Source organism: Micrococcaceae bacterium Sec5.8, assembly GCA_039636775.1.
GTDB lineage: Bacteria > Actinomycetota > Actinomycetes > Actinomycetales > Micrococcaceae > Arthrobacter.
On the sequence record CP143429.1, the window covers coordinates 2343756 to 2362325 of the forward strand.

General features: G+C 66.5%; 18 protein-coding genes and 3 tRNA genes. 8 read left to right on the top strand and 13 right to left on the bottom strand.

What is annotated here, in order from left to right; all coding sequences use genetic code 11:
• Positions 1 to 100 precede the first annotated feature (100 nt).
• The 4 genes from VUN84_10745 to VUN84_10760 all read right to left on the bottom strand — a co-directional run bounded on the left by VUN84_10745 (position 101) and on the right by VUN84_10760 (position 3232).
• The gene (locus VUN84_10745) at positions 101 to 760 is read right to left on the bottom strand and encodes an ATP-dependent Clp protease proteolytic subunit (GenBank protein XAS65829.1); all 660 of its coding nucleotides are present in this window, start codon (positions 758 to 760) and stop codon (positions 101 to 103) included.
• 38 nt (positions 761 to 798) lie between these two features.
• Positions 799 to 1440, bottom strand: coding sequence for an ATP-dependent Clp protease proteolytic subunit (locus VUN84_10750; protein XAS62808.1), 642 nt, complete (start codon positions 1438 to 1440; stop codon positions 799 to 801).
• A 246-nt stretch (positions 1441 to 1686) separates the two neighbouring features.
• Positions 1687 to 3090: a trigger factor gene (gene tig, locus VUN84_10755; GenBank protein XAS62809.1), complete on the bottom strand. Its 1404-nt coding sequence runs from the start codon at positions 3088 to 3090 to the stop codon at positions 1687 to 1689.
• A 67-nt stretch (positions 3091 to 3157) separates the two neighbouring features.
• Positions 3158 to 3232: transfer RNA gene (locus VUN84_10760), tRNA-Pro, on the bottom strand.
• Between the two features lie 133 nt (positions 3233 to 3365).
• Between VUN84_10760 and VUN84_10765 the strand changes: the two genes are divergently transcribed.
• Positions 3366 to 3436 (top strand) — tRNA-Gly (locus tag VUN84_10765).
• A gap of 52 nt (positions 3437 to 3488) precedes the next feature.
• Here the strand turns inward: VUN84_10765 and VUN84_10770 are convergent.
• From VUN84_10770 to VUN84_10780, 3 genes are all read right to left on the bottom strand, one after another.
• Entirely contained in the window at positions 3489 to 4385 is an 897-nt protein-coding gene (locus VUN84_10770; protein ID XAS62810.1) for a DNA-formamidopyrimidine glycosylase family protein, read from the bottom strand.
• A complete protein-coding gene (locus VUN84_10775; protein ID XAS62811.1) occupies positions 4385 to 4876 on the bottom strand; it encodes a ribose-5-phosphate isomerase in 492 nt (163 codons plus the stop codon). Before VUN84_10775 ends, VUN84_10770 begins: the two co-directional genes overlap by 1 nt.
• A 151-nt stretch (positions 4877 to 5027) precedes the next feature.
• A complete protein-coding gene (locus tag VUN84_10780; GenBank protein ID XAS62812.1) occupies positions 5028 to 6029 on the bottom strand; it encodes a hypothetical protein in 1002 nt (333 codons plus the stop codon).
• 160 nt (positions 6030 to 6189) lie between these two features.
• Here VUN84_10780 and pepN point away from each other — a divergent pair, with 160 nt between their 5' ends.
• Positions 6190 to 8748, top strand: a complete 2559-nt coding sequence (pepN, locus tag VUN84_10785) for an aminopeptidase N (GenBank protein XAS62813.1) — start codon at positions 6190 to 6192, stop codon at positions 8746 to 8748.
• Positions 8745 to 9212, top strand: a complete 468-nt coding sequence (locus VUN84_10790) for an OsmC family protein (protein ID XAS62814.1) — start codon at positions 8745 to 8747, stop codon at positions 9210 to 9212. Before pepN ends, VUN84_10790 begins: the two co-directional genes overlap by 4 nt.
• Before the next feature lie 8 nt (positions 9213 to 9220).
• Here VUN84_10790 and VUN84_10795 read toward each other — a convergent pair whose 3' ends face one another.
• The gene (locus VUN84_10795) at positions 9221 to 10237 is read right to left on the bottom strand and encodes an NAD-dependent epimerase/dehydratase family protein (GenBank protein XAS62815.1); all 1017 of its coding nucleotides are present in this window, start codon (positions 10235 to 10237) and stop codon (positions 9221 to 9223) included.
• Between the two features lie 134 nt (positions 10238 to 10371).
• Here VUN84_10795 and VUN84_10800 point away from each other — a divergent pair, with 134 nt between their 5' ends.
• Together VUN84_10800 and VUN84_10805 are read left to right on the top strand one after the other, a co-directional pair.
• Positions 10372 to 11025, top strand: coding sequence for a mechanosensitive ion channel domain-containing protein (locus VUN84_10800; GenBank protein ID XAS62816.1), 654 nt, complete (start codon positions 10372 to 10374; stop codon positions 11023 to 11025).
• A 4-nt stretch (positions 11026 to 11029) separates the two neighbouring features.
• Complete coding sequence (locus VUN84_10805; GenBank protein ID XAS62817.1) at positions 11030 to 11488, top strand: globin; 459 nt, start codon at positions 11030 to 11032, stop codon at positions 11486 to 11488.
• A 118-nt stretch (positions 11489 to 11606) separates the two neighbouring features.
• Here VUN84_10805 and VUN84_10810 read toward each other — a convergent pair whose 3' ends face one another.
• Positions 11607 to 12314, bottom strand: a complete 708-nt coding sequence (locus tag VUN84_10810; GenBank protein ID XAS62818.1) for a Pr6Pr family membrane protein — start codon at positions 12312 to 12314, stop codon at positions 11607 to 11609.
• 90 nt (positions 12315 to 12404) lie between these two features.
• Positions 12405 to 13064 (bottom strand): hypothetical protein, encoded by a 660-nt coding sequence (locus VUN84_10815; GenBank protein ID XAS62819.1) that lies wholly within the window; start codon positions 13062 to 13064, stop codon positions 12405 to 12407.
• A 63-nt stretch (positions 13065 to 13127) separates the two neighbouring features.
• On the opposite strand from VUN84_10815, the gene VUN84_10820 reads away from it, so the two are divergent.
• The gene (locus VUN84_10820; protein XAS62820.1) at positions 13128 to 14108 is read left to right on the top strand and encodes an acyl-CoA thioesterase II; all 981 of its coding nucleotides are present in this window, start codon (positions 13128 to 13130) and stop codon (positions 14106 to 14108) included.
• A 99-nt stretch (positions 14109 to 14207) separates the two neighbouring features.
• On the opposite strand, the gene ettA is transcribed toward VUN84_10820, so the two are convergent.
• Together ettA and VUN84_10830 are read right to left on the bottom strand one after the other, a co-directional pair.
• Positions 14208 to 15890, bottom strand: a complete 1683-nt coding sequence (ettA, locus tag VUN84_10825) for an energy-dependent translational throttle protein EttA (protein XAS62821.1) — start codon at positions 15888 to 15890, stop codon at positions 14208 to 14210.
• A 148-nt stretch (positions 15891 to 16038) separates the two neighbouring features.
• On the bottom strand, positions 16039 to 16620 hold the full coding sequence (locus VUN84_10830; protein XAS62822.1) for a single-stranded DNA-binding protein: 582 nt from the start codon (positions 16618 to 16620) through the stop codon (positions 16039 to 16041).
• A gap of 337 nt (positions 16621 to 16957) precedes the next feature.
• Here VUN84_10830 and VUN84_10835 point away from each other — a divergent pair.
• A tRNA-Arg gene (locus VUN84_10835) sits at positions 16958 to 17033 on the top strand.
• 242 nt (positions 17034 to 17275) lie between these two features.
• On the top strand, positions 17276 to 17764 hold the full coding sequence (locus tag VUN84_10840; GenBank protein ID XAS62823.1) for a lipopolysaccharide assembly protein LapA domain-containing protein: 489 nt from the start codon (positions 17276 to 17278) through the stop codon (positions 17762 to 17764).
• A gap of 37 nt (positions 17765 to 17801) precedes the next feature.
• Here VUN84_10840 and map read toward each other — a convergent pair whose 3' ends face one another.
• A complete protein-coding gene (gene map, locus VUN84_10845; protein XAS62824.1) occupies positions 17802 to 18569 on the bottom strand; it encodes a type I methionyl aminopeptidase in 768 nt (255 codons plus the stop codon).
• Position 18570: the final 1 nt, after the last annotated feature.

The window sequence follows — 18570 nt, forward strand, 5'->3', positions numbered from 1 at the left end:
TAGGTCACTTTAGGGCCGTTGGGTGGAAAGCCAGCACCGGTGCGGCCACTTGAAATGGGCCACACCGGTGCCGGGAACTGCATGTTGCGTACTTGTTGCGCTACTTGGTGATCGCCTGGGGCTTCATCTTGCGCGAATCCAGCACCTGGTCGATGAGGCCGTACTGCATGGCCTCTGCCGCGGTGAGGATCTTGTCGCGCTCGATGTCGTTGTTGACCTGCTCGGGTGTCCGGCCGGAGTGCTTGGCCAGCGTGTTTTCAAGCCATTCCCGCATGCGCATGACCTCGGCCGCCTGGATTTCAAGGTCGGAGGCCTGCCCGCCCTGGCCGCCGGAGAGGGAGGGCTGGTGGATCAGGACGCGGGCGTTCGGCAGGGCGAGCCGCTTGCCCGGCGTGCCGGCTGCCAAAAGCACAGCGGCTGCGCTGGCAGCCTGGCCAAGGCACACGGTCTGAATCTCGGGGCGGATGTACGTCATGGTGTCGTAGATCGCGGTCATGGCGGTGAAGGAGCCGCCCGGGGAGTTGATGTACAGCGTAATGTCGCGGTCCGGGTCGGTGGACTCCAGAACCAGCAGCTGCGCCATCACGTCATCGGCCGAGGCGTCGTCCACCTGGACACCGAGGAAGATGATGCGGTCCTCGAACAGCTTGGTGTACGGGTCCTGGCGCTTGAAGCCGTACGGGGTGCGCTCCTCGAACTGCGGCAGCACGTAGCGGCTGCTCGGCAGGTTACCGGCCGTCGAACCGAAGTTGTAGTTCATGTTCATTGCTCCTGAATTCATTGCTGTCTGCGTGCCGGTCAGTTCTCGGTGGCTGCGTCTGTGGCTTCGGCGGCTGCGTCGGTGATGTCGGCGTTCGTTCCGCCGCCACCGGCCACGGATCCCGCGTGCGCGGCGATCTTGTCGAAGAAGCCGTATTCGAGGGCTTCCTTGGCCGTGAACCATTTGTCGCGGTCGTTGTCCTTGAGGATCGTCTCGACCGTCTGGCCGGTCTGATCGGCCGTCAGCTCAGCCATGACCTTCTTCATGTGCAGGATGAGCTCAGCCTGGATTTTGATGTCCGACGCCGTGCCGCCGATGCCACCGGAGGGCTGGTGCATCAGGATCCGGGCGTTGGGGGTGGCGTAGCGCTTGCCCTTGGTGCCGGAGGAGAGCAGGAACTGGCCCATTGAGGCGGCCAGACCGGTGGCGACGGTGACGACGTCGTTCGGGATGAACTGCATGGTGTCGTAGATGGCCATGCCGGCGGTGACGGAGCCGCCCGGGGAGTTGATGTAAAGGTAGATATCTTTCTCGGGGTTTTCGGCCGAGAGCAGCAGCAGCTGCGAGCAGATCGCGTTGGCGTTTTCGTCCCGAACCTCAGAACCAAGCCAGATGATGCGCTCTTTCAGCAGGCGGTTGTAAATGTAGTTATCCTGGGCTGCCGGATCGACAGTAGCCATCCGGGGGGCCCCTGCGTGCTGTGACATGTGTACTTACCTCTCGCTGGCGACGGTGACGCCACTGGACGACATCACTGAACTTTCCTACATGGACACTAACGGTTTTCGTGGCGGCTTTGTGCTCAGGCGCGGGGCTGTTCGCTGACGGCGCACGATTGCCCCGGACCGTTCATTGCAGGCTTAAAACGCCGCACCCCCGGATCGTGGATCCGGGGGTGCGGGCAGGAACTGCGGAATCAGAAAGTGCTAGAACTTCGCTGCTGCCGGGTCGTCGTTTCGGACCGTCTCGGTGGCTGCTTCGTCGGACGCGGACTCCTCAGCCTCGACCTCGTCAGCTGCCTCAACGCCTGCCTCTTCGTCGCCGGGGCGGACGAAGTCGCTGAGGTCAACGGCGTTGCCCTCAGAGTCGGTGACCTCGGCCTGGCCGAGGACGACGGCGAGTGCCTTGCGGCGGCGGACCTCGGAGACCATCATGGGGACCTGGCCGCTCTGATCGATGATCTGGGCGAACTGGTTCGGGTCCATGCCGTACTGGCCGGCGGTGGTGACGATGTAGTCGATCAGCTCGTTCTGGCTGACGTTGACTTCTTCCTTCTCGGCGATGGCGTCAAGGATGATCTCATTCTGGAACGCACGCTCGGTGTTGGCCTTGACCTCGGCGCGGTGCTCCTCGGTGTCGTGGTCACCTTCGCCGTGGGCGTTCTCAGCGTTGAAGTGCTGCTCGATCTGCTCTTCAACGACAGACGCCGGAACGGGAACCGCGACGAGCTCAACGAGCTTGTCGAGGACCTTGTCGCGGGCTTCAACGCCCTGCTCAACAACCTTGGACTCTGCGGCCTGCTTCGCGAGGTCCTCGCGAAGTTCGGCCAGCGTGTCGAATTCGGAGGCCAGCTGGGCGAAATCGTCATCAGCCTCGGGCAGCTCGCGCTCCTTGACGGACTTGACGACGACCTTGACCTGGGCGGACTCGCCGGCGTGCTCGCCACCCACGAGGGTGGTGGCGAAGATGGCATCCTCATCGGCGCTGAGGCCGGTGACGGCTTCGTCGAGGCCTTCGAGCATGGTGCCGGCGCCCACCTGGTAGGACAGACCGGCGGCGGAGTCAACCTCGGCGCCGTCGATCGTGGCAGTGATGTCAATCGACAGGAAATCCTTGTCGGCGGCCGGGCGGTCCACGGACTTCAGCGTGCCGAAGCGGCCGCGCAGTTCGTCCAGGGCCGTGTCGACATCCGCGTCGGTGGACTCGGCGGCAGCAACTTCAACCTTGATACCGGCGTAGTCGGGCAGCTCGATCTCGGGACGGACGTCAACTTCGGCGTGGAACTTGAGTTCCCCGTCAGTGGCGGACGGATCCGGGACCTCGGTGATCTCAACCTCGGGACGGCTCAGCGGACGGATACCGGTTTCCTGAACGGCCGCCTGGTACCAGCCGTTGAGGCCTTCGTTGATGGCGGTCTCCAGCACGTAGCCGCGGCCCACGCGCTGGTCGATGAGCTTGGATGGGACCTTGCCCTTGCGGAAACCCGGGACCTGGATCTGCGAAGCAACAGTCTTGTATGCCTCTGCGATGCTGGGCTTCAATTCCTCAAAAGGGACCTCAACATTGAGCTTGACCCGCGTGGGGGTGAGGTTCTCGACAGCGCTCTTCACAGTCTAAGTACTCCTGGCGTTAGGGGGTTGGGTTCTGCACTGCCGTGGTGTGGCAGTACCTGCAGAGTCGGGGTGACAGGATTTGAACCTGCGACTTCCTGCTCCCAAAGCAGGCGCTCTAGCCAAGCTGAGCTACACCCCGTAAGTGCACAGAACAGTCTACGGTCAAATGGTGCCGGTTTGCACATTTGACACCGGGGTCCTGAATTAGGTTTAGTTGTATCCGGCTTCAACAGCCGCCCGGAAGTTCTGCTGGAGGAGTCCTGCAACGTCCCGGGGACGTAGCTTAGTGGTAAAGCCTCAGTCTTCCAAACTGATGATGCGGGTTCGATTCCCGTCGTCCCCTCCCAGTAATGACAAAAAGCCCCTCTTCGGAGGGGCTTTTTTGTGCCGGAAACCTACGCCGACTGGCAGGACGGGCACCAGTAGAGCTTGCGGGCACCGAGCTCGGCCAGAGCCACCGGCGTTCCGCAGTTCCGGCAGTCCAGGCCCTGCCTGCGGTAGACGAAATGGGCATCCTCGGGGGCGGGCAACCCCTCACATGCGGTCCAGTAACGCGGCGGGGTGGTGACGATCCGTCCGTCGCGGACGCCGTCGGACATCACCGCCACGGTGTCATCCCAGAGCCGGCGCGCCGCCTCCGCCGGCAGCGCAGTTCCCGGCAGCCAGGGGTCCAGGCCCTGCCGGAACAGCACTTCGGCACGGTAGACGTTGCCGACTCCGGCAATGACCTTTTGGTCCATCAGCAAGGCCGCGATCGGCGTGCGTTTGGCCAGGACTGCCTCGGCAAAGGACTCCCGGTTCCCGGGCAGATTCTGCAGCGGATCGGGACCGAGCCGGGCCAGCACGGAAGCGGCCTCAGCGTCGGTGATTGTCTCGCAGGTGGTGGCCCCGCGCAGATCGGCCCAGCCGTGGGCGCTGATGAGCCGCACCCGGACGGCGCCAACCGGATCGGGCGGGCCGGCGTAGGCGGGATCGTCCGCTCCGGCGTCGTCGCGGACCTCCCGCTCCCCCACCCGTCGGGGCGCACCGATGCTGGACGCGCCCCGGAAGCTTGCGTCGCCGCCGAAGTTCCACGCACCATAGAGGCCCAGATGGACGTGCAGGATCAGGCTGTTCTCAAATTCCAGGAACAGGTGCTTCCCGTGCGCGGTGGAGCCAATGAGGGTGTGGCCATCCAGCAGTGCCGCGCCCTGGACGAAGCGCCCCTGCGGGCTGGTCACCGCAACCCGCTCCCCCGCGAAGACGTCCCCGAACTGGCGTGCCAGCCGGTGGACGGAATGGCCCTCCGGCACTAGTTCACAATCTCCCCGGTGCGCTCGTACGCGGCAATCTTGCCGATCCGGCGGACGTGGCGTTCGTCGTTGCTGAAAGGTTCGGCCAGGAACGCCTCGATGATTTCCGTGGCCTCCGCCACGCTGTGCTGCCGGCCGCCGACGGCGACAACGTTGGCGTCATTGTGATCACGGGCAAGCTTCGCGGTGGACAGGTTCCAGGCCAGTGCGGCACGGACGCCCTTAACCTTGTTCGCGGCGATTTGTTCGCCGTTGCCCGAGCCGCCCAGCACGATTCCGAGGGCGCTGGTGCCGGCTTCCTGATCTGCCACCACAGCGAGGGCTGCGTTGATGCAGAAGGACGGGTAGTCATCGAGGGCGTCATAGGCCTGGGGCCCGTGATCGACGACGTCGTAGCCTCCGGCGCTGAGGTGGCGGACGAGGTGGGCGCTGAGTTCCATGCCGGCATGGTCGGTGGCGATGTGCACGCGCGGGAGGTCAGAGGGGGTCACGGCGGATCCGTTCAGTTGGGCAGACCGGCAGGTTCCAGCGGCTGCGGGGAGGACGAAGGGCTGTTCCCAGCCTACTAGGGCGCGGGGCGCGGACCACGGGCTGGCTGGCCGGCGGCTGCTACCCCAGGACCGACTGCCCGCCGGCCGGTCATCACGGGTGGGCGGTGCCGCCGGTCCGCCGTGCGCGTGCTGCCACCCGCGAGATCACCTGGGCCATGTTGTCCGCTGTCGCGGCGCTCCCGCCGCTGACGGCCAGGGTCCGCCCGTCGGAGCGGTCAACGACGACGGCTGCTCCGCTGCTGACCAGCAGGGCAGTCGTGGTGCCGTGGTTGCGGTATCCCCATCCGCCGAAGTCGGCGGCCCTGATGTTTTTCGCCGTCGCCGACTCAATGGCGGCGGCCGGTACATCCATCACGCGCACGAAGCCGGCGGCGAAGACCCGCAGACCGCTGCGGTCCACCCGGATGCGGGCAAACAGGCAGGCGGCGCCGGCAAGGGCGAGCGCTGCGAGGAGTGCGGCCAGCCAGGGGACTGCGATCGTCAGCAGCGCGGCGGGAAACAGGGTGCCGATTCCCAGCATCACGAAGACCGAACTGCGGGCGTGAACCCACACGCTCACGGAATCCCGGGCCAGGTCGGGGTCCACCTCCCGGGCCAAGGCTTCCGCCATGGCCCGGTCGTCATCCGTGGACCAGCGTTCATCAGCTTTGAAGACGAAGCCCATCACAATGCCCAGGCCCAGGGACGCTCCGCTGCCCAGGGCGAGCACGGCCACGTCCACCTGCGCCTGCCTCGCGTTCCCTAGGCCCACCTGCCCCACTAAAACGGCAGCCAGGACGGTGGTGACGAAGAGGCTGAGGGACAACCCGGCGCCCATCATGATCCGGCGCATGAGGGCCGGACGGGACAGCGGGACCGCCTGTATCAGCGCCGCCCCGCCGAGCAGCACGATCAGCGCCGCCCCCACCCCGGCCACCATTCCAAACGGCGCGAAGTCCGCGGCGGCGCCTTCCGCCCAGCGGACGGCCAGCGGTTCAGGCAGGTCGGAGCGGAGCAGGAAGGCGCACACCAGGAACGCCGCCGCCAGCATCAGTGGAAATCCCACGGCGAAGCGCAGCGCCCTGGCGTCGACGGAATTGCGAAACTTTCCCATGCCCTCAACGCTACCCCCGAGGATTCCGCCTTCCGTATCTTGGTGGAACGCGGACGATCCGCCCGGGTTGTTTGCCAAGCGCCACAGAAGTGAAAGAATAACTTCACAGTATCGAGCAGTTCCATCCCACCGCAGCACTGGAGGCCCCACTTTGCCCGGAATGAACCTGACGCGCGCCGAAGCACGCGAACGCGCCGAATTGATCGCCGTCGACTCCTACGAGGTCGAGCTGGACCTCACCCGCGGAGAGAGAGTCTTCGGAACCACCACCGCCGTGAAATTCACGGCGGTGCCGGGTTCCTCGACGTTCATCGACGCCGTCACCGACGCCGTGCAGAGTGTGACCCTGAACGGGCGCGAGCTCGACCCGGCGGAGGTCTCCGACGGCATCCGGATCCAGCTGCCGGAGCTGGAAGCCGAGAACGAACTGTTGATCGTTGCCGAGGCACCGTTCATGAACACCGGCGAAGGACTGCACCGCTTCGTGGACCCCGTGGACCAGGAGGTGTACCTCTACACCCAGTTCGAGGTTCCGGATTCCCGGCGGATGTTCGCGGTTTTTGAACAGCCCGACCTCAAGGCCAGTTTCACGTTCACGGTGACCGCCCCCTCGCATTGGGATCTCATCTCCAACTCCCCCACCCCGGCGCCCGTTGAGACCATTCCCGGTACCGACGGCGGCGCCCGCTCCGTGTGGGAGTTCGCCCCCACGCCGCGGCTCTCCTCCTACGTCACGGCCCTGATCGCCGGGCCGTACCAGTCGGTGCGCAGCGAAGTGGTTGCCGCCAACGGCAAGGTCACCCCGCTGGGCGTCTTCGCCCGCAAGTCCCTGATGCAGTACCTTGACGCGGAGAACATCTTTGAACTCACCCGCCAGGGTTTTGAGTTCTTCGAGGCGCAGTTCGGCTGCCCGTACCCGTTCGAGAAGTACGATCAGCTCTTCGTGCCGGAGTTCAACGCCGGGGCCATGGAAAACGCCGGCGCCGTGACCATCCTGGAAGGCTACGTCTTCCGCAGCAAGGTCACCGACGCCCAGGTGGAGCGCCGGGCCATCACCGTGCTCCACGAACTGGCCCACATGTGGTTCGGGGACCTCGTGACCATGCGCTGGTGGAACGACCTCTGGCTCAACGAGTCCTTCGCCGAGTACATGTCCCACCTTGCCGCCGTCGAAAACACGAAATTCGATTCCGCCTGGACCACTTTCGCCTCGGTGGAGAAGTCCTGGGCCTACCGCCAGGACCAGCTCCCCACGACCCACCCGATCTTCGCCGAGATCAACAACCTGGAGGACGTCGAGGTGAACTTCGACGGCATCACCTACGCGAAGGGCGCCTCGGTGCTCCGCCAGCTGGTGGCCTGGGTGGGCCCGGACGAATTCATGGCCGGCGTCCGCGAGTACTTCCGCAAGCATGCATGGCAGAACACCGAGCTCAGCGACCTGATGGCCGAGCTGGAAAAGGCCAGCGGCCGCGACCTGGACCAGTGGGGACAGCTGTGGCTGGAGACCGCCGGCGTCAACACGCTCAAGCCCGAGCTGTCCGTCGACGCGGACGGAACGATCTCCGCCTTCGCGATCCTGCAGTCAGCGACCGAGGGCCAGCCGACCCTCCGCCCGCACCGGCTCGCCGTCGGCTTCTATAATGTCGACGATGCCGGGAAGCTGGAACGCGTCCACCGCGCGGAGCTCGACGTCGACGGCGCCCGCACCGAGGTGCCGGCGCTGGCCGGGCTCGCCCGGCCGGACCTGATCCTGCTCAACGACGACGACCTCGCCTACGCCAAGGTCCGCCTCGACCCGGCGTCCCTCGCCACCGCCACGGCGCACCTCAAGGACTTCAGCCAGAGCCTCCCGCGCACCCTCGTGTGGGGCTCGGCATGGGACGCGGCGCGCGACGGCGAGACCCCTGCCCGCGGTTATGTGGACCTGATCCTGGCGAACATCGCCGAGGAATCCGATTCCTCCGTGATCCTGGTCCAACTGCGCCAACTGGCGACCACCTTGAACTTCTACGTGGCCGCCGAGTACAAGGACTCCGCCATCACCGCCGCCGCCGACCGGCTGTGGGAGCTCGCTTCGGGAGTCCCGGCCGGCTCCGACGCGCAGCTGCAGTTCGTGAAGTCGTACGCCTCATTGGCACGCAGCGCCGGGCAGCTGGACACCGTCGCCGGTCTGCTCGGGGGCAGCCTGGGCCTGGACGGCCTCACCGTTGACCAGGATCTGCGCTGGGAACTGATCACGTCCCTGGTGGTCGGCGGCCGCGCCGGGAAGGAGATGATCGAGACCGAGGTGGCGCAGGACAACACCTCCACCGGCCAAAACGCGGCGGCCCTGGCCACGGCGGCCATCCCGACCGCCGAGGCCAAGGCCGCGGCCTGGGACTCGATCGTTCTCAAGGGTGAGCTGTCCAACGCGCTGCAGGGTTCGGCCGTGACCGGCTTCACCCGGGTGCTGGACACCTCCTTGCTCGAGCCCTACGCCGAAAAGTACTTCGAGGCTGTGCCGGGCGTCGTCAAGGACCGCACACACGCTCTGGCGCAGCAGATCGTCGTCGGGCTCTACCCGGCGCAGCTGACCACGCAGGCGACGGTGGACCGGACCGATGAGTTCCTCGCGTCGTTGCCGGCGGACAGCAATGCACTGCGGCGGATGATGCTGGAGAACCGCGACGGCGTGGCGCGGGCGTTGCGCGCGCGCCGGGCCGACGTCGGCGCATGAGCCTCGACGAGCACCGCTACACGCTGACGGTCCGCTGGACCGGGAACCTGGGCGAGGGAACGGCGTCGTACCGCGGCTATTCCCGCGACCATGACGTCGAGGTTCCGGGGCTGCCTGTCCTGCGGGGCTCCGCGGACCCGACGTTCCACGGCGACCGGAACCGCTTCAACCCGGAGCAACTGCTGGTGGCTGCACTTTCGCAGTGCCACATGCTGTCCTTCCTGCATGTGGCGGTCAAGCATGGGGTGCTGGTCACGGCCTACGAGGACCGGGCCGAAGGGCTGATGCGGACGAACCGGGACGGCAGCGGGCAGTTTGAATCGGTCACCCTCAGGCCGCGGGTGACCCTGGCGAAGCCCGTGGCGGCGGACGTTCTGGATGACCTGCACCGCCAGGCCAACGCGGTGTGCTTCATCGCCAGGAGCGTCAACTTCCCGGTGCTGCACGAGGGCAGCGTTCAGTAGGGCGGCGTTCAGGAGGGCAGCAGCTCCGCCTGAAACTCGCGCAGCAGCCGGCGCTCGGTGTCCGGGCTCAGGCCGGCCCGGCGGTCGCGGCCCAGTCCGCGGCGGCGTTCATCTGCCAGCGTGTCCCGCAGGGTGGCCGGCCAGGGCCGGGTGAGCAGCCCGGCCGCCCGGGCCGCGGCGCTGCTGCGGGTCGCGAAACCGTCGTGGCCGGGCGGCAGCCACAACGGCAGCGACTCCGGACCGGCCCAGTGGCTCACGCCGCGGGCTACGAGCCAGTCTGCCGGGGCGGCCACCGCCTCGGCGGTGCCGGCGGCGAGCCCGCGCGCTTCCTGGAGGTAGGCCGCGAACGGGACCGGCTCACCAGCGGCATTCAGTGCGCCCATGACACCGGATTCCGCTGCGACGAGCACCCACGCTGCAAGGTCGCGGACGTCGATGACCTGCGTGGCGTCTGCGGGAATGTCCGGGACCAGCACCGGATCCCCGTCGCGAGCGAAGCGGGCCGGCCAGTAGCCGTAACGGTCCGACCCGTCGCCCGGGCCGCCGATGAGGCCGGCCCGGCAAATGTGCGCTTTCTCCCCCGCGAGTTCCGCCGTCCAATGCTCAATGGCCGCTTTGGCTTCGCCGTAGGTTTCGGGGCTCGGTTCCGTGTCTGGAGCGAGCGGCGCCAGCAGGGCGGCGTCCTCGGCGGCCCCGGCCCGGGAGTGGTCGGCATAGACGGACAGGCTGGACATGAAGGTCCAGTGGCGGGCCGATCCTGCCAGCGCCTCCAGCGCCTCCCGAGCCTGGCCAGGGTGGCGGGACACCTCAACGACGGCATCCCACCCGCCGGCGGGGGCGGCCGTGCGGGCGGGTGCATAGGCGCCGGCGCCGTCCGACCGGTCCGCACGCAGCCAGGTGGCGCCGTCGGGCGGCGGAGCAACGGTGCCGCGCGCCAGCGCGGTCACGTGGTGGCCGGCAGCCAGGGCCGTGCGGACTATTTCTGCGGACAGGAACGCTGTGCCGCCAAGAACCAGGATGCGCATGGCCCCACGCTACGGCGCTAATGTTGAAGGAGACCAGAGCGTTCTGCGCCCGGCGAACGCCGGCCGCGCGCACCCGCTCGCAGCAACCCTGATGCAGCAACCCTGATGTAGCAACAAGGAGCACTCCCGCGCCCATGATCAGCCTGACCGCTATCGAGCCCATTATCCCTCCGGACATTTCGGCCATCAACGTCCCCGGTGTCCTCATCAGTCTGGGGGTCGGCGTCGCCATCTGGCTGGTGGCGTCGTTCATCATCGCAGGCATCACCAAGCGCGTCGCCGCCGGCAGCACGTTCTTCAAGAAACCGCACTTCCGTTGGGTGGCTCCCGCCTTCCGCGCCCTCGACCATGAACGCCGGGTGCAGCGGGCCAACACCATCGGTGCTCTGCTCAACAGCGTGGTGGGCGTCCTGGTGGCCGTCCTCACCAGCGTCTATGTGCTCAAAAACCTCAACGTGGACGTGGCGCCGATCCTGACCAGCGTCGGTATCCTCGGTATCGCCATCGGCTTCGGCGCACAGCAGCTGATCCGGGATTTCCTGGCCGGAATCTTCATCACCATCGAGGACCAGTACGGCATCGGGGACATCATTGAGACCTCCGAGGTGGTGGGCACGGTGGAGCAAATGAACCTGCGGATCACCCGGGTCCGGGCCGAAGACGGCACCATCTGGTACCTGCGGAACGGCGAGATCCTGCGCGTGGGCAACCGCTCCCAGGGAACCTACCTGCCGCCCGAAACACCGGCTGCCGACGACGCCGCGCCGCAGCAGAAGGCCGGAGAATAGAACCATGACCATCCCCAGCGCCGCCGAACCCCGTCAACCCAAGCAGCTGTTGCAGAACGATCCGTTCGCCCGCCCCGATTACACGGATAGCTTCTACGACGCCGTGGGCGGCCACGAGACGTTCGTGAAGCTCATCGATGTGTTTTACGACGGCGTGGCCACTGATCCACTGCTGCGGCCCATGTATCCGGAAGCGGACCTTGGCCCGGCTAAACGTCGCTTCCTGATGTTCCTCGAACAATACTGGGGCGGCCCGACGACGTACGGCGAAGAGCGCGGGCACCCCCGGCTGCGGATGCGGCACCAGCCCTTCCGCGTCACTCCGGAGGCGAAGGAGCGCTGGCTGCACCACATGCGCACCGCAGTGGATTCCCTGGAGCTCCCTCCCCTGCACGAGGGAACGCTCTGGGACTACATGGAGCGGGCGGCACTCTCAATGGTGAACAGCCCCTCCGGAGCCTAGGGCCGGCATGGAAAGACCCCGGAGGCACTTGGGGGGGATCCCTCCGGGGTCTTTCTGCATCCAGAATACCGGACCGGGTTTTTGAGTGGCAAGTGTTTTGTGCGCCTCAGGAACCTAATCAACGCCGCTTGTGCCCCACGGCCAGCGCGGCGCGCCCGTTGCCGGCGGCGTGCACGAGGAGCGCAACGACGAGGAACGCGGCAAGCACCTGGGCCGTCGTCGTCAGCGCGGCCGGCCACCCGCCGTCGAGCGTTGGATCGAGGAAGTCGTAGACGTACCAGCCATCGACAGCGCCGCGCAGCCAGGAGAAGATCAGGAAGGCGACGGGGTAGCCGAGCCACACGACCGGCCGCCACCACTTGCCGTGCACCGTCCGCGTGACGAGGAGCCAGTCGAGCACGACGAACAGCGGAGCCAGCCGGTGGTGTGCGAGCTGGGGCCAGTACATGTCCCAGCTCCACCAGGGCTCGTCCGGCGGGGCCACCAGCACGGCGTAGATGATGCCGGTCATGACCAGATAAAAAACGAGCGCGCCGGACAGGTGGTCCCAGCACTCCGGCAGCCGGGCCCGCCGCCGGGCGGCCGACGCGATGAGCACGAGCCCGAGGACGAGGTTGGACTGGACCGTGAATTCCGAGTACAGCTGGAAGACGTCCACATCGCTGCCGGGGAGCGTCGCGTCGTAGGTCTTTTGGGCGAGGGCGCAGAGTACGAGGATGCCCACCCCGAAGCGGAGCATCCGGATCCAGCTGCGGTCAGGATGCAGCGAATCGTTGAAGCCAAGGTGGCGCTCGACGGGCGGATCCAGAACAGAGATGCCGTTCATGGGCCCAGTATGCCAGTCCCGTCAAGACAGGCTAAGACTTCAGTCCCGCGATGCCGCTGCCCCTGACGTCCGGTGCGCCTGACGAGGGTCTTAGAGTCCTGAACCGGTGCGGGCCAGGACATGGCCCCGGGCTCCGCTGAGCCGGAACCAGCGTCCGGACCGGTAGAGCTGTTGGTCACCGTCAGCCAGGAAGCCCAGAGTCAAGGCCGCGAAAGCAGCCCCCAGCGGGAGCCCGCCGCTGCCCGGCAGCTCCCTGCCCCAGACCGTGGCGCGGGCGTTGTTGACGATCAAGGCGCCGGGTTTATCCGGAATAATGCCGGCGATCTCGGTGATGCCGGCCTCCGCGGACCGTCGCAGGGCAGAATCCGGCAGCGTGGCCACGGCTTCCCACCCCGAACGGGGCGCCCCAACGCCGGACCACGATTCCGTGAGCGTCACCGGCGGCAGCGGCAGCTCGACGTCGTTCTCCCCTGCGCGCGCCAGCCGGTCCAGCACCGCCGAAATCGGCACCGTGACGTCCGTGTCGGCTGGCTGCGCCAGGGCCATGGTCCGCAGCCCGAGGATCGTCGGTGTGGACTCCCCCAACAGCCGCGGCCGGAGCACGCACACGTACGCCGCGAGCACCTGCCCTGACGCCTGAAGCCGGATGGCGCCGTCGTCGATCGACTTGGCGCGGGTGGCGAAGGTGCGCAGATCTGTGAGGTCGCGGGGATCGGTGAACTGCAGGGACTGCGTTAGGAGGTCGGACACAATATTGACTCTACCGGCTGTGCCTCCTTGGGACCGTGCCGGGGTAACGCCTAGAGTCGATCCATGACTGAAGCCGAAGCCGGATTGCAGGGCCCGCCCACCCAGGACCCCACCTCCTCGCTCCTCCAACTGCTCAACCTCGGCGAGCTTGAGGGTGCCCGGACGGATGAGGACATCTTTATGGGGCCCTCGCAGCAGCAGCCCCGGCACCGCGTGTTCGGCGGGCAGGTGCTCGCCCAGTCCCTGATTGCCGGGAGCCGCACCGTTCCCGAGGGCCGCGGCGTGCACTCCATGCACGGGTACTTCCTGCGCCCGGGGGATGCCAACAAGCCGATCACCTTCGGCGTCCAGCGGCTCAGGGACGGCCGCTCGTTCTCCGCCCGCCGGGTACACGCGTATCAGGAGGGCATGCCCATCCTGTCCATGATCGCCTCGTTCCAGGACGAGGACGAGGGAATCGAGCACCAGTCCCAGATGCCCTCCGGGATTCCGGACCCCGAGTCGCTGCCCAGCACGGCCGATCTGCTGGGCAAGTTCGATCATCCGGTGGCGCGGCACTGGGCCTATGAGCGGCCCTTCGACATCCGGCACGTCGACCCGGCGTTGTACGTCTCGGCCAAGGGCGAAAAGGAACCACGCAACGCCGTGTGGATGAAGACGTTCGGACCGATGCCCAGCGATCCGGAACTGCACCGCGCCGCCTTGGCGTACGCGAGCGACTACACCCTGCTGGAATCCATCCTGCGCAAGCACGGGATGAGCTGGATTACCCCGGGCATGTCCGTGGCCAGCTTGGATCACGCCATGTGGTGGCACCGTCCCGTCCGCGTGGATGAGTGGCTGCTTTACGTTCAGGAGTCCCCCAGCGCCCAGAGCGCCAGGGGCCTGGCCACCGGAAAGATCTTCAGCCGCGACGGACGGCATGTGGCCACGGTGGCGCAGGAGGGCATGATCCGGGTCCCCTCAGACCTCAAGAGCAAGGTCAAAGGCGCGGTCCAGACCAAGGTCCTGGAGCACCAGATGCGCAAGGCCGACCGCGGCTGACCCGTGGCATGGAAGAGGCCGGCGCCCTTTTTGCGGGTGCCGGCCTCTTCTGTCCCGCTGCCTTTGGCATGGCGCTGATCCGCGCCGCGGGCTGCGGGATTAGTCGCGGGTGAGGCGGCGGTGGGTCACCCGGTGCGGTTTGGCTGCATCCGGGCCGAGGCGCTCCATCTTGTTCTCCTCGTAGGATTCGAAGTTGCCCTCGAACCAGTACCACTTGGAGGGGTTCTCCTCATCACCTTCGTAAGCGAGGATGTGAGTGGCCACCCGGTCCAGGAACCACCGGTCGTGCGAGACCACGACAGCACAGCCCGGGAATTCGAGCAGGGCATTTTCGAGGCTGCTGAGCGTCTCGACGTCGAGGTCGTTGGTGGGCTCGTCGAGGAGCAGCAGGTTGCCGCCCTGTTTGAGGGTCAGCGCCAGGTTCAGGCGGTTGCGCTCACCACCGGAGAGCACTCCGGCCTTCTTCTGCTGGTCCGGGCCCTTAAACCCGAAGGCGGCCACGTAGGCGCGGGACGGCATCTCGACCTGGCCGACCTGGATGTAGTCGAGACCGTCGGAGACAACTTCCCACAGGGTCTTGTTCGGGTCGATGCCGCCGCGGCTCTGGTCCGCATAGGAAATCTTCACGGAGTCACCGATTTTCAGTTCGCCGCCGTCGAGGGGTTCAAGCCCCACGATGGTCTTGAACAGGGTGGTCTTGCCAACACCGTTGGGGCCGATGACACCGACGATGCCGTTGCGCGGGAGGGTGAAGGAAAGCCCGTCGATCAGGGTGCGGTCCTCGAAGCCCTTTTGCAGGTTTTTGGCTTCCAGGACCAACCCGCCCAGGCGCGGCCCCGGCGGAATCTGGATCTCTTCGAAGTCCAGCTTGCGGGTGCGGTCCGCCTCAGCGGCCATTTCCTCGTACCGCGCGAGGCGGGCCTTGGACTTGGTCTGGCGGCCCTTGGCGTTGGAGCGGACCCATTCGAGCTCCTCGGTGAGGCGCTTGGCCTGCTTCGCGTCCTTCTTGCCTTGGACTTCGAGGCGGGCGCGCTTCTTTTCGAGGTACGTGGAGTAGTTACCCTCGTACGGGTAGAGGTGGCCGCGGTCCACTTCGGCGATCCACTCGGCCACGTGGTCTAGGAAGTACCGGTCGTGGGTGACGGCGAGGACGGCGCCGGGGTAGCTGGAAAGGTGCTGTTCGAGCCAGAGCACGCTCTCGGCGTCGAGGTGGTTGGTGGGCTCATCGAGGAGCAGCAGGTCCGGCTTCTGAAGCAAAAGCTTGCAGAGAGCAACACGGCGGCGCTCACCACCGGAGAGCAGGGTGACGTCGGCTTCCGGCGGCGGGCAGCGGAGCGCGTCCATGGCCTGCTCCAGCTGGGAATCGAGGTCCCAGGCATCGGCGGCGTCGATCGCTTCCTGCAGTTGGCCCATTTCCTCGAGGAGGACATCGTAGTCAGCGTCAGGGCTCGCCATCTCTTCGGAGATGTCGTTGAAGCGCTGAATCTTGCCGATGATCTCTCCGACGCCTTCCTGGACATTGCCCAGGACGGTTTTGTCCTCGTTCAGCGGCGGCTCCTGCAACAGGATGCCCACCGTGTACCCCGGGCTCAGCCGGGCCTCACCGTTGGAGGGGGTGTCCAGCCCGGCCATGATCTTGAGAATGGTGGACTTACCGGCACCATTCGGACCGACAACGCCAATCTTGGCCCCCGGGAAGAAGGACATGCTCACATCGTCGAGGATAAGTTTTTCGCCAACGGCCTTGCGGGCCTTGGTCATTGTGTAGATAAATTCCGCCATACCTACAAATCTAGTGGTTCCGCCGGGATAACTCACATTCCGGCCGCCCTGAAAGTACCGGCGGCCGGCAAGGCCCCCTCGTCCGCTCCACGTCGACGCCGCAGGGTGGTTGACCGCAACCCATCCCTCCTGCGGCTGCCGGGGACCCTCAGGCGGCAGCTCCTTTCAGCTCGCCGGTTTGCTCATCCAGCTCCGCTTCCTCCCCCGTGACGTCGTCGACGAAGACGGACGGGGCAGCGGGGCCGTCTTCTTGATTGCCTTCGTGATGCTGGTCGTACGCAGCACCGTGGTTGTCCTGGTCATGCTCTGTCCGCTCCTGGTCGGCGCCCTCAGTAACGAAAGGCGACGGTCCTGCAGCTGATTGCGGACCGTGGGTGGCGGTCCGGATGTAGTTTGCCGACCCGAACATGAGGTCGTGGCCGACGGCCTCAGCGTCGATCTCTGCCCGGTGATAGATCCGCCCGGCATTCTCCCAGCTCCGCATTTTCAGCTTTCCCACGACGATGACCCGCTGCCCCTTCCTGATGCTGCAGCCCAGGTTTCCTGCCAGCTGCCGGTAGCCCTGAACAGTGAACCAGTTGGTGTTCACATCCACCCAGGCGTTCGCAGCTCGGTCGTAACGGCGGGTGGTCGAGCCGATACGGAATGACGCGGTCGCCACTCCACCCGGCGTCGTCGAACTCGTGATCTCCGTGACGACGAAGCCACGGACAGTGATGTTGTCGCTCATTCTCATGTCCTGTCTCGAATTGTGTGCCTAGCAGGCTCCTTCAGCTTCGCGCGGGCCCGCGCCCGGCGCGAGGGCCCGGGTAGGCCATGTGGAAAACTCGGCGGCCTGGTCCACAAAGCAGACATGTAGTGGCAGCAGGAATGCGACGCCAACGCCGCGCGCGGATCCACCGGACCACTATCCAGGGGCCCGTAGGAGCCACATGCGGCGAATCGGCGTGGACCCGTCCGGGAGGCAAATGCCCGCACCCGCGGGTGTTCCTGACACCCGGGCCGCGCCCGGCACGGTAAACTCTTGGAGGCGTCCTCCGGCAACGGCCGGGCAGGACCGCCAACGTGCCCCAGTAGCTCAGGGGATAGAGCAGCGGCCTTCTAATCCGCCGGTCGGGGGTTCGATTCCCTCCTGGGGCACCAAGATGCGGCTCTGGCGTGTCGGAATTTCCGCAGGCCAGAGCCGCTGTCCTTGGCCGGGGTGCAAGTGTGTACGCACCGGTCAATGGAGCAGTTTCTTAGGAACAAACGCCGTTCCCTCAGGCCCTCGACGATATTTTGCGTCGCAGCCCCCGGCGGGCCATCAGCACCCTTAGTATTGATTCACAGGCAGCACGCCAGGGAACGCCTGTGCGCCCTGCCCGCAACCGAAAGGTATGGCCGCCATGACCCAAACACCCCGCGGATTCGATCCCCAGGATCCCAACGACGCCTCCAGCGCCCAGTACCCGGACCAGGCCGCCGCCCCTTCCGTGTACACCGAGCCGGGCTACCCGACCGGGACCGGAGTCCCTGCTGGCGGGACCGATCTTGCGACCGGCGCCCCCGACACCGCAACGCAGGCGCCTCCCGTGGAGACTCCGCCGGCAGGACAGTCCACATCGCCAGCCCAGGAATCGCGCCAGGTTACCCGCGCTGGCATGGTCTGGGCCGCGGTCGCCTGCGCACTGGTGGTCCTGATCCTGCTCATTGCGTTCATTCTGCAGAACCAGGAATACGTGCAAGTGAAGTTCTTTGGCCTCGAGGGCTCCGTGCCGCTCGGTATCGCACTGTTCATCGCGGCGGTAGGCGGCGGCGTGCTCGTTGCCATCGCAGGAGCTGCCCGCATTATTCAGTTGCGGGTCACCGCACACCGCCTGCGCTCCGCCCGGTAGGCAGGCACCGGAGCGTTGCCCGCCGCCGGGCAGGTCCTCATGGCAGCGTCAGGATCAGCGGGCCGTCCTTCGTGATGGCCACGGTGTGTTCGCTGTGGGCGGCGCGGCGGCCGTTAGATGAGCGGAGCGTCCATTCATCGTCGTCGTGGATGTACTCGTCCGTGCCGCCCAGGATGAGCATCGGCTCGATCGCGATGAGCAGGCCCTCCGTCAGCTTGATGCCGCGGCCGGGCCTGCCGTCATTGGGAACATGCGGTTCGGCGTGCATCGTCTTGCCGATGCCATGACCCCCATGGTCGGCCAGCAGTCCGTAACCGGCGCGGCGTGCTGCCCCGCCGATGGCGTAACCCAGGTCCCCCATCTTGTTGCCGGTCCGGGCCGCCTCGATGCCGCGGGCCAAGGCGGCGTCGGTCGCGTCGATCAGGGCCTGGTCCTCCGGGTCGGCCGTGCCGACAATAAAGCTGACGGCTGCGTCGCCGCACCAGCCGTCAAGGAACGCGCCACAGTCCACGCTCAGCAGGTCACCGTCCCGGAGCTGGTAATCATTGGGGATTCCATGCACCACGGCGTCGTTCACCGACGTGCAGATAACCCCGGGAAACGGCACCGACGCCCACCTCGGCCGGTAGTTCAGGAAAGCCGGCGTCGCTCCGGCACCGGCAATCGTCGCCGCGGCCAGCTCGTCAAGTTCTTTGAGGGAGACCCCGACGGCGGCAGCCTCCTTGACGCGTTCAAGGGTATTGGCCACCACCCGGCCTGCCTCGCGCATCAGGACAATTTCGGCTTGGCTCTTAATCATCGACATG

Bases quoted from the DNA above. Each gene is read 5' to 3' on its own strand.
- VUN84_10745 (XAS65829.1), bottom strand. From the start codon at position 760: ATGAACTACAACTTCGGTTCGACGGCCGGTAACCTGCCGAGCAGCCGC.
- VUN84_10750 (XAS62808.1), bottom strand. From the start codon at position 1,440: ATGGCTACTGTCGATCCGGCAGCCCAGGATAACTACATTTACAACCGC.
- VUN84_10780 (XAS62812.1), bottom strand. From the start codon at position 6,029: ATGGGAAAGTTTCGCAATTCCGTCGACGCCAGGGCGCTGCGCTTCGCC.
- pepN (XAS62813.1), top strand. From the start codon at position 6,190: ATGAACCTGACGCGCGCCGAAGCACGCGAACGCGCCGAATTGATCGCC.
- VUN84_10790 (XAS62814.1), top strand. From the start codon at position 8,745: ATGAGCCTCGACGAGCACCGCTACACGCTGACGGTCCGCTGGACCGGG.
- VUN84_10795 (XAS62815.1), bottom strand. From the start codon at position 10,237: ATGCGCATCCTGGTTCTTGGCGGCACAGCGTTCCTGTCCGCAGAAATA.
- VUN84_10800 (XAS62816.1), top strand. From the start codon at position 10,372: ATGATCAGCCTGACCGCTATCGAGCCCATTATCCCTCCGGACATTTCG.
- VUN84_10805 (XAS62817.1), top strand. From the start codon at position 11,030: ATGACCATCCCCAGCGCCGCCGAACCCCGTCAACCCAAGCAGCTGTTG.
- VUN84_10810 (XAS62818.1), bottom strand. From the start codon at position 12,314: ATGAACGGCATCTCTGTTCTGGATCCGCCCGTCGAGCGCCACCTTGGC.
- VUN84_10820 (XAS62820.1), top strand. From the start codon at position 13,128: ATGACTGAAGCCGAAGCCGGATTGCAGGGCCCGCCCACCCAGGACCCC.
- ettA (XAS62821.1), bottom strand. From the start codon at position 15,890: ATGGCGGAATTTATCTACACAATGACCAAGGCCCGCAAGGCCGTTGGC.
- VUN84_10830 (XAS62822.1), bottom strand. From the start codon at position 16,620: ATGAGCGACAACATCACTGTCCGTGGCTTCGTCGTCACGGAGATCACG.
- VUN84_10840 (XAS62823.1), top strand. From the start codon at position 17,276: ATGACCCAAACACCCCGCGGATTCGATCCCCAGGATCCCAACGACGCC.
- map (XAS62824.1), bottom strand. From the start codon at position 18,569: ATGTCGATGATTAAGAGCCAAGCCGAAATTGTCCTGATGCGCGAGGCA.